This is a genomic window from Paeniglutamicibacter sp. MACA_103, from assembly GCF_045798555.1.
In the GTDB taxonomy this organism is placed as follows: Bacteria; Actinomycetota; Actinomycetes; order Actinomycetales; family Micrococcaceae; genus Paeniglutamicibacter.
Genome location: NZ_JBIXLN010000051.1, coordinates 20,938 through 27,184, shown reverse-complemented (window position 1 = coordinate 27,184; position 6,247 = coordinate 20,938). Strand labels below are relative to the sequence as shown.

Annotated in this window: 9 protein-coding genes; 2 read left to right on the top strand and 7 right to left on the bottom strand. The window is 61.7% G+C overall.

Annotation, left to right across the window (positions count from 1 at the left end):
* Nucleotides 1–18: 18 nt before the first annotated feature.
* Nucleotides 19–390, bottom strand: a complete 372-nt coding sequence (locus ACIPVK_RS18855; protein WP_407613518.1) for a DMT family transporter — start codon at nt 388–390, stop codon at nt 19–21.
* A gap of 24 nt (nt 391–414) precedes the next feature.
* Nucleotides 415–1,785, bottom strand: coding sequence for an APC family permease (locus tag ACIPVK_RS18850; protein WP_407613519.1), 1,371 nt, complete (start codon nt 1,783–1,785; stop codon nt 415–417).
* 249 nt (nt 1,786–2,034) lie between these two features.
* Between ACIPVK_RS18850 and ACIPVK_RS18845 the strand changes: the two genes are divergently transcribed.
* Together ACIPVK_RS18845 and ACIPVK_RS18840 are read left to right on the top strand one after the other, a co-directional pair.
* Nucleotides 2,035–3,492 carry an aldehyde dehydrogenase family protein gene (locus ACIPVK_RS18845; protein WP_407613517.1) on the top strand — a complete coding sequence of 486 codons (1,458 nt, stop codon included), beginning with the start codon at nt 2,035–2,037 and terminating at the stop codon, nt 3,490–3,492.
* Nucleotides 3,493–3,633: 141 nt separating this feature from the next.
* The gene (locus ACIPVK_RS18840) at nt 3,634–4,149 is read left to right on the top strand and encodes an Lrp/AsnC family transcriptional regulator (protein WP_407613516.1); all 516 of its coding nucleotides are present in this window, start codon (nt 3,634–3,636) and stop codon (nt 4,147–4,149) included.
* Nucleotides 4,150–4,248: 99 nt separating this feature from the next.
* On the opposite strand, the gene ACIPVK_RS18835 is transcribed toward ACIPVK_RS18840, so the two are convergent.
* From ACIPVK_RS18835 to ACIPVK_RS18815, 5 genes are all read right to left on the bottom strand, one after another.
* A complete protein-coding gene (locus tag ACIPVK_RS18835; protein WP_407613515.1) occupies nt 4,249–4,551 on the bottom strand; it encodes a hypothetical protein in 303 nt (100 codons plus the stop codon).
* A 181-nt stretch (nt 4,552–4,732) separates the two neighbouring features.
* Nucleotides 4,733–4,912 carry a hypothetical protein gene (locus tag ACIPVK_RS18830; RefSeq protein WP_407613514.1) on the bottom strand — a complete coding sequence of 60 codons (180 nt, stop codon included), beginning with the start codon at nt 4,910–4,912 and terminating at the stop codon, nt 4,733–4,735.
* 16 nt (nt 4,913–4,928) lie between these two features.
* Nucleotides 4,929–5,144: a hypothetical protein gene (locus ACIPVK_RS18825; RefSeq protein ID WP_407613513.1), complete on the bottom strand. Its 216-nt coding sequence runs from the start codon at nt 5,142–5,144 to the stop codon at nt 4,929–4,931.
* A gap of 79 nt (nt 5,145–5,223) precedes the next feature.
* Entirely contained in the window at nt 5,224–5,715 is a 492-nt protein-coding gene (locus ACIPVK_RS18820; RefSeq protein WP_407613512.1) for a hypothetical protein, read from the bottom strand.
* Nucleotides 5,716–5,780: 65 nt separating this feature from the next.
* Entirely contained in the window at nt 5,781–6,125 is a 345-nt protein-coding gene (locus ACIPVK_RS18815) for a hypothetical protein (protein WP_407613511.1), read from the bottom strand.
* Nucleotides 6,126–6,247: the final 122 nt, after the last annotated feature.

Here is a 6,247-nt window from a genome sequence, read left to right as displayed (position 1 = left end):
CCACCGCCTAGGCGGAGATCAGCCCCGTATCTGGTGCCCCAGTGAGCTGACCTCGGTGGGTGCGGTTTCGACTGACCCCGCCCCAAGCTTGATCATTGCCACGCCGGCGGCCGTCACGAGAATGCCCACCAGCTGCACGGCCGTGAGGCGTTCGGAGAAAAGCACGACTCCGACCACGGCAATGGCAATGGTTCCCGCTGCCGCCCAAATCGCGTACGCCATGCTCACCGGAACATATTTGAGCACCAGGCTCAGCATGTAGAAGGAGAGCGCATAGCCGAGCACCGTGCCCATGCTGGGTAGCGGCTTGGTGAAGCCGGCCGACACCTTCAGCAGCGTGGTGGCGATGATTTCCGCGACGATCGCGGCGGCAAGCAGGAGCCAATGCATGGTTTTCTTCCTTTGCGTGGACGCCTAGGCGTCCACGGAATCTAGTTCGGCGGCTTTTCGCTTGTCGTTCTTCTGCACGAAGAGCCAAATCACGACGCCCGTGGCCAGGACCCCGAGCGCAATGGCCAGTTCCTTGAAGCCGCCGTAGCCGGTGATCGAGAAGCCGGTGGCACCCACCACCAGGATCAACACCATGAATGCCGTCAGCGCGATCGAAAGCGGAACGAAGAAGTTCGGCAGCCGGATCGGGCGCTTGGCCTCCGGGCGGTCCTTGCGCAGCATGAAGAATCCGGAGACCGCGAAGATGTGGGTGAGGATGTAGCCGAGGTTGCCGGTCACGATGATGGCCAGCGGGGACTGGAGCACGACCAGCACCACGATGTTCAGCACGAGCATTACGTTCAGTGCACGCACCGGGACGCCGCGCTTGTTGAGCTTGCCCACGGCGCGGATGGTGATGCCGGTCTTGCCCATGTTGAACAGCACGCGGGAGGCATCGGCGACCGAGGTGGTCATGATCAGCAGCAGCGAGGCGATCAGGCACAGGACCATGATGTCTGAGGCACCGCCGACCAGCGTGCCGAAGGACGCCACGAAGAATGTTGCCGGGTCGTCCTGGATTGCCGCTTCGCCGGCGTAGCCGCCCAGGGTGATCGGGATGAGGAAGAAGACGCCCATGCAGAAGAGCACCGCTGCCTTGATGGCGCGGGTGGTGTCCTTGACCGAATCCTTGTACTCGGGGGCGAACGTTGCACAGACCTCGATGCCGAAGGTGGTCCAGGCCATGATGTAGAGCCAGACCAGTGCCTTGCGCAGGCCTTCCATGCCATGCAGGTTCCAGGTCAGTTCGGCGGGGGTCCAGTCACCGCTGAACAGCGGAAGCACGATGAAGGAGAAGAGCGGGATCATCAGGATGCCGGCGGTGATGTAGACAAACGCCATGGTCATGCGCACGCCGACGATGTTGATCAGGTACATGAACAGGATGACGCCGATGCCGATCAGGATGGGCAGGCTCAACTCGAGCGGTCCAATGTTCATGGTCCAGACCGTGTCCGGGAACCACTGGGCCTGGATCAGCGCACCGGTAATGGCGCCGTAGGTCGCTAGGTTGGTGCCCCAGGGGAACCAGTAGCCGACGCTGGCAAGCGGTGCGACCCAGGGTGCATGCTTCTTCCAGGCCTCGGCCGCATAATGGGTGATGCCGCCGGAGGAATCCGGGAACATCGTGGCAAGTTCGGTATAGATCCAGTTAACGCCCATGGCGATGAGCATGGAGATGGCCCAGAGGACCGCCGCGCCCCAACCCCCGAGGTCGGCAATGGATGCGCCGAGGGTGGCAATCAATGCCGCCGGCATGGTCATGGACATGGCAAAGCCATCCCACCACCGCATCTTCTTCGGTAACTGCTCCGTGCTCTCTGCTGGAGCCAACTGCTCAGACATACTTGCTTCTCCCAATCGAGTGATCTTTAGTGAGTCACGTCATAGCCTGTCAAAGTTGTTGTAAAAGTCAATACTTCGAGCTTATCTTGTTTTTACAACAATATAGGTCAGAAGATCTTGTTGACCTTCGCTGGATTCGGGCTATAGTGATCTACATCATCAACATCAGACCATCCTCTTGAAAGGGATCTTGATTCCATGACCGCTGTATCTGCGCCCACGAGCGCACAGCTCTTCATTGCTGGGGAATACTCAGACGGAAGCGGCCAGGAGCGTTACGACGTCACCAGCCCCTCCACCGGTGAAATCGTCGGCTCGTTCCCGCTTCCCACGGAAGCCGACATGGACCGGGCAGTTGCCAAGGCCCACGAGGCCAAGGGCGCTTGGCAGAAGCTCGGCGTGTTCAAGCGTGCCGAAATCTGCCACAAGATCGGTAACGCACTCGAAGCCCGCATCGACGAGCTTGCCGCACTGCAGACCCGCGAACAGGGCAAGCCGCTGGCCGAGTCGGTAGCCGACATCACCGAAGCCGCCCAGCTCTTCCACCTGCACGCAGAAGACGCCATCCGCTTGAACGGCGAGACCATCCAGTCCACCGAAACCGACAAGCGCATGTTCACCTTCCGCGCAGCCGTTGGCGTGTGGGGCATCATCACACCATGGAACTTCCCGCTGCTGATGTTCGCGGAGTTCATTGCTCCGGGCCTGGCCACGGGCAACGCCCACGTGGTCAAGCCGCCAGCCAACACCGCACTGACGGTGCTGGCAGCCATGGAGTGCCTCATCGAGGCAGGCGTCCCCGAGGGCCTCGTCTCCATCCTTCCGGGTGAAGGCGACTTCGGCGCCAAGCTCGTTTCGCACGAAGGCATCGACGCCATCGGTTTCATCGGTTCCTCCGCGACCGCCGCGAAGATCCAGGCCACCGCGGGCTTCAAGCGCTCCATCATGGAAGCCTCCGGCAACGGACCGGTCGTCGTGCTGGCCGATGCAGACCTCAAGCGCGCAGCCAAGAAGGCCGTCGACGGTGCATTCTTCTGCGCCGGCCAGGTCTGCTGCGCCACCGAGCGCGTGATCGTCCACAAGGACGTCCACGAGGCATTCGTCAAGGAGGTCCTCGAGTACGCGAAGGCCACCGTGAAGCTGGGCGATCCGTTTGCCGAGGGCACCAACCTGGGCCCGCTGAACAACGAGCTGGTTGCCGTCAAGATGGACACCCACATCGCCGATGCCCGCGAACGCGGCTTCGATATCCTCATGGGTGGCCAGCGCAGCCCTGACTTCCCGACCAACCTCTACTACGAATTCACCGTGGTCGACAACGTCACCGAAGACAGCCTGCTGGGCCGCGAAGAGTCCTTCGGCCCGATCCTGCCGATCATCGTTGGCGAGGACGACGATGACCTGCTGCGCATCGCCAATGCCGATGCACTGGGCCTGCAGGGTGCGGTGTTCACCCAGAACATGGCCAGCGCCTTCCGCTTCATCGAAGAAATGGAAGTTGGCCAGGTGGTCGTCAACGACTCCAACGGCTGGTGGGACATCAACATGCCGTTCGGCGGGGCCGGCGGCAAGGGCACCGGCTGGGGCCGCATCGGCGGCGTCCACACGCTGCTCGACATGACCGACCTGCGCACCGGTGTTATCCACCTCGGCTAAGGTAAGGCTGTGGTGATACGGAAGTACACCACAGCCCTACCTCTTTTTTGCCAAAGAAGCGGGCCCTGCCGCACCCAGGGCCCCTACATCAGGGTGGCCGCATGTAACGGCACCACCACATGCCGCATCGGAGGAACCCCCATGACCGAGATCGATGACGTCGACCGACAGCTCATTGCCGCCCTGCAGCTCAATGGACGCAAGTCCTTCAAGGAGATCGCCGAGGAAACCGGGATCCCCGCCTCCTCCGTGCGCTACCGCGTGCAGCGGTTGGAGGACTCCGGGGTGCTGCAGATCGTGGGCATCGCCAACCCGCTGTCGATCGGCTTCGACCGGCTGGCCCTCATCGGGGTGCGCTGTACCCCGGGCAAGGCCCGCCAGGTCTGCGCGGAACTGGCCGAGCTCACCGAGTCCAGCTATGTCGTGTTGACCACCGGCAGCTACGACGTCATGGTCGAGGTCGTCTGCCGGGATCTCGAGCACTACACCGAACTGCTCTACGACCGCTTGCAGCTCATTGACGGGGTTGCCGCCACCGAGACCTTCTTCGTCCTGGAGGCCCACAAGCTGGCCTACGGATGGGGCGTTGGAAACGTCGGGGCTGCCGGACCCCTACGCAATCGAGCTGACTTGCTCTGTCACCGTGGTACCGCTTAACCCTGACACTGTGAGGCTGGAGCCAAACGAAATTCCTGGCAATAAAGTCATCGTCAAACTTCATGAGGCATAACTCCTTCCCCAGAGCGCGGCGGGTGTTTATGCGGCGAGGGTGATGGCCGGTGCGAGGTGTGCTTGGGTTCGGGGTGTTGGTGGGGTCCAGTATTCGCGGTAGCCGTGGGTGGTCATGTCTTGTTGGACGTTGTTGATGAGGTAGGTGGCGTGGCAGTTGGGTGGGTTGATGATGCGGGAGTAGTGGGCGGTAATTTCTGCGGCGGTGTGGGCGATGTGGATGCTGTGGGCTGAGCCGATGTGGATGTTTCCGTAGGAGACGATCCAAGGCGGGTAGACGTATGGGTTTTTGTGGACGGTGACGTGTGAGGTGTGGTCGGTGGTGTTCATGGCTGGCTCCTGGGGTGGTGGGGTGAGGGGTTTGGCGGGGTGGATGTTTTGGGTGGCTGTCATGGGTTGTTCTCCGAGGTTGTGGGCGCTGTTCGGGGTGTTGGTGGGTGTTGCTTCCTCTTCCATGATTGTTGGGGAGGGGGACAGTTTGTGGGCTTCGGGTGGGGCGCTCGCCGTGGGGTTATTTGGGCGTGTGGGGGCTGTTGAGGAAGCGGCGGATGGTTTGGGCCATCTGCCAGTAGTTGACGGCCGCGGTTGATGGTTGGGTGCCGGGTGTGCGGGCTGCGACTTCGTCGTTGTGGTGTTGTTCTGCTTCTTCCAGGAGGGTCTGGAGGTGTTCGTCTTCGATGATCTGGCTCATGGTATGTCCCCTCTGGTTAGTGGTCGTTGGCGTGGGCGATTTCGAAGCCTTCGAGGTCGCCGATTTCCTCGTCCCGGGTGGAGGGGTTGGCCCTCCACCCGGGACGCAGGCGCTGCCCGAAGGTGTTGTACTCGGTGCCGCAGCGGTGACACGTGACGTCGCCTTGGCCGTGCCAACGGGAGATCTGTGCGCCGCAGGTGCAGGGCTTGGTCCAGGTGGGTTCCTCGTGCATGGTGTTCGTTCCCTTCTTGGTTTCTGCTGCTGGGATAGCCCAGTGATTTTCTGGTTTCGGTCGTGCCCGCGAGGGGTTTTTACAGGGTCTTGGGGCGTCCGGTGGTGGGGTGGCGGCTGGCGGCCCAGTGTTCGGCCGAGGCCTTGAGGTACAGGCTCATGGTGCCGGTGTTTACTGCGACCGGTGGGAACGCGGGATCCTTGATGGACAAGTCGCGCACGCGCTGGCGCGAGACTCCAGCCATTCCGGCGATGTCGGTCAGGCCGACCAGTTCCGGGATGCTGGGGGCGTTCAGGTAGTCCTCCATGTCCTGTTCGGTGCGCACGGTCAGGGTGGTGATCTGAGCGCCGGTCAGGGGGCCGGTGGATTGCAGGGTGGTGGCCTGGGTGGCGGCGTCCAGGTGGTCGTTTGCCTGGATTGCCAGGGAGATGGTGATCTGTGCCAGGTTGTCGGGGGCAACGCTCGCGGATACTCCGAAGCTGGTCAGGTGTTCGGTCAGCTCCAGCAGCTGGGAATCTTCGGCCAGCGGGATGGGGAGCGTCAGGTGGGTGTGGGTGTACCAGGTGGGCATGGTGTGCCTTTCGTGTTGTCAGGAGGGGGGTGGGTGGCCGCCGGGGTTATCCGGCGGCCACCGGTTCACTTCGGTTCGATGAACCCTGCCCGTTTTAGATCGGCTTGGAAGTTGTTCCATGCCTTGTGATCGCTGGGGGTTCTATGCGTCCCGATCGTGGCTTTCGACTTGTCTGGTGGATAGATGATCCAGCCGGACTTTGTCGCCTTGATCCGGAACCCTTGGCGCTCCAGCTCTGGGAAGAGCTTTTGCACCTGCTTTGCGTGTCGCACTCGATGTGCCTCCTGCTCGGTTGATCTGACAAATACGACTTTACTAAAAGACTTGTCACGTGTCAACACTTTAGGCAAGAATGTGTGAATGAGCCGAAATTCCCTATTTTGGCGCGGATTTTGCGCGTCCTTCGACATGATTTTTCTGGACGTCCAGAATTCCTGCTTGCTGCTGATCTGGGGCCGCTAGCTGCCTGCGCTCGCCCGGTTTCTACCCGCGGCCCGGCGGTCCCCGTATCCGTCTTTGGCCCGCCAGATGC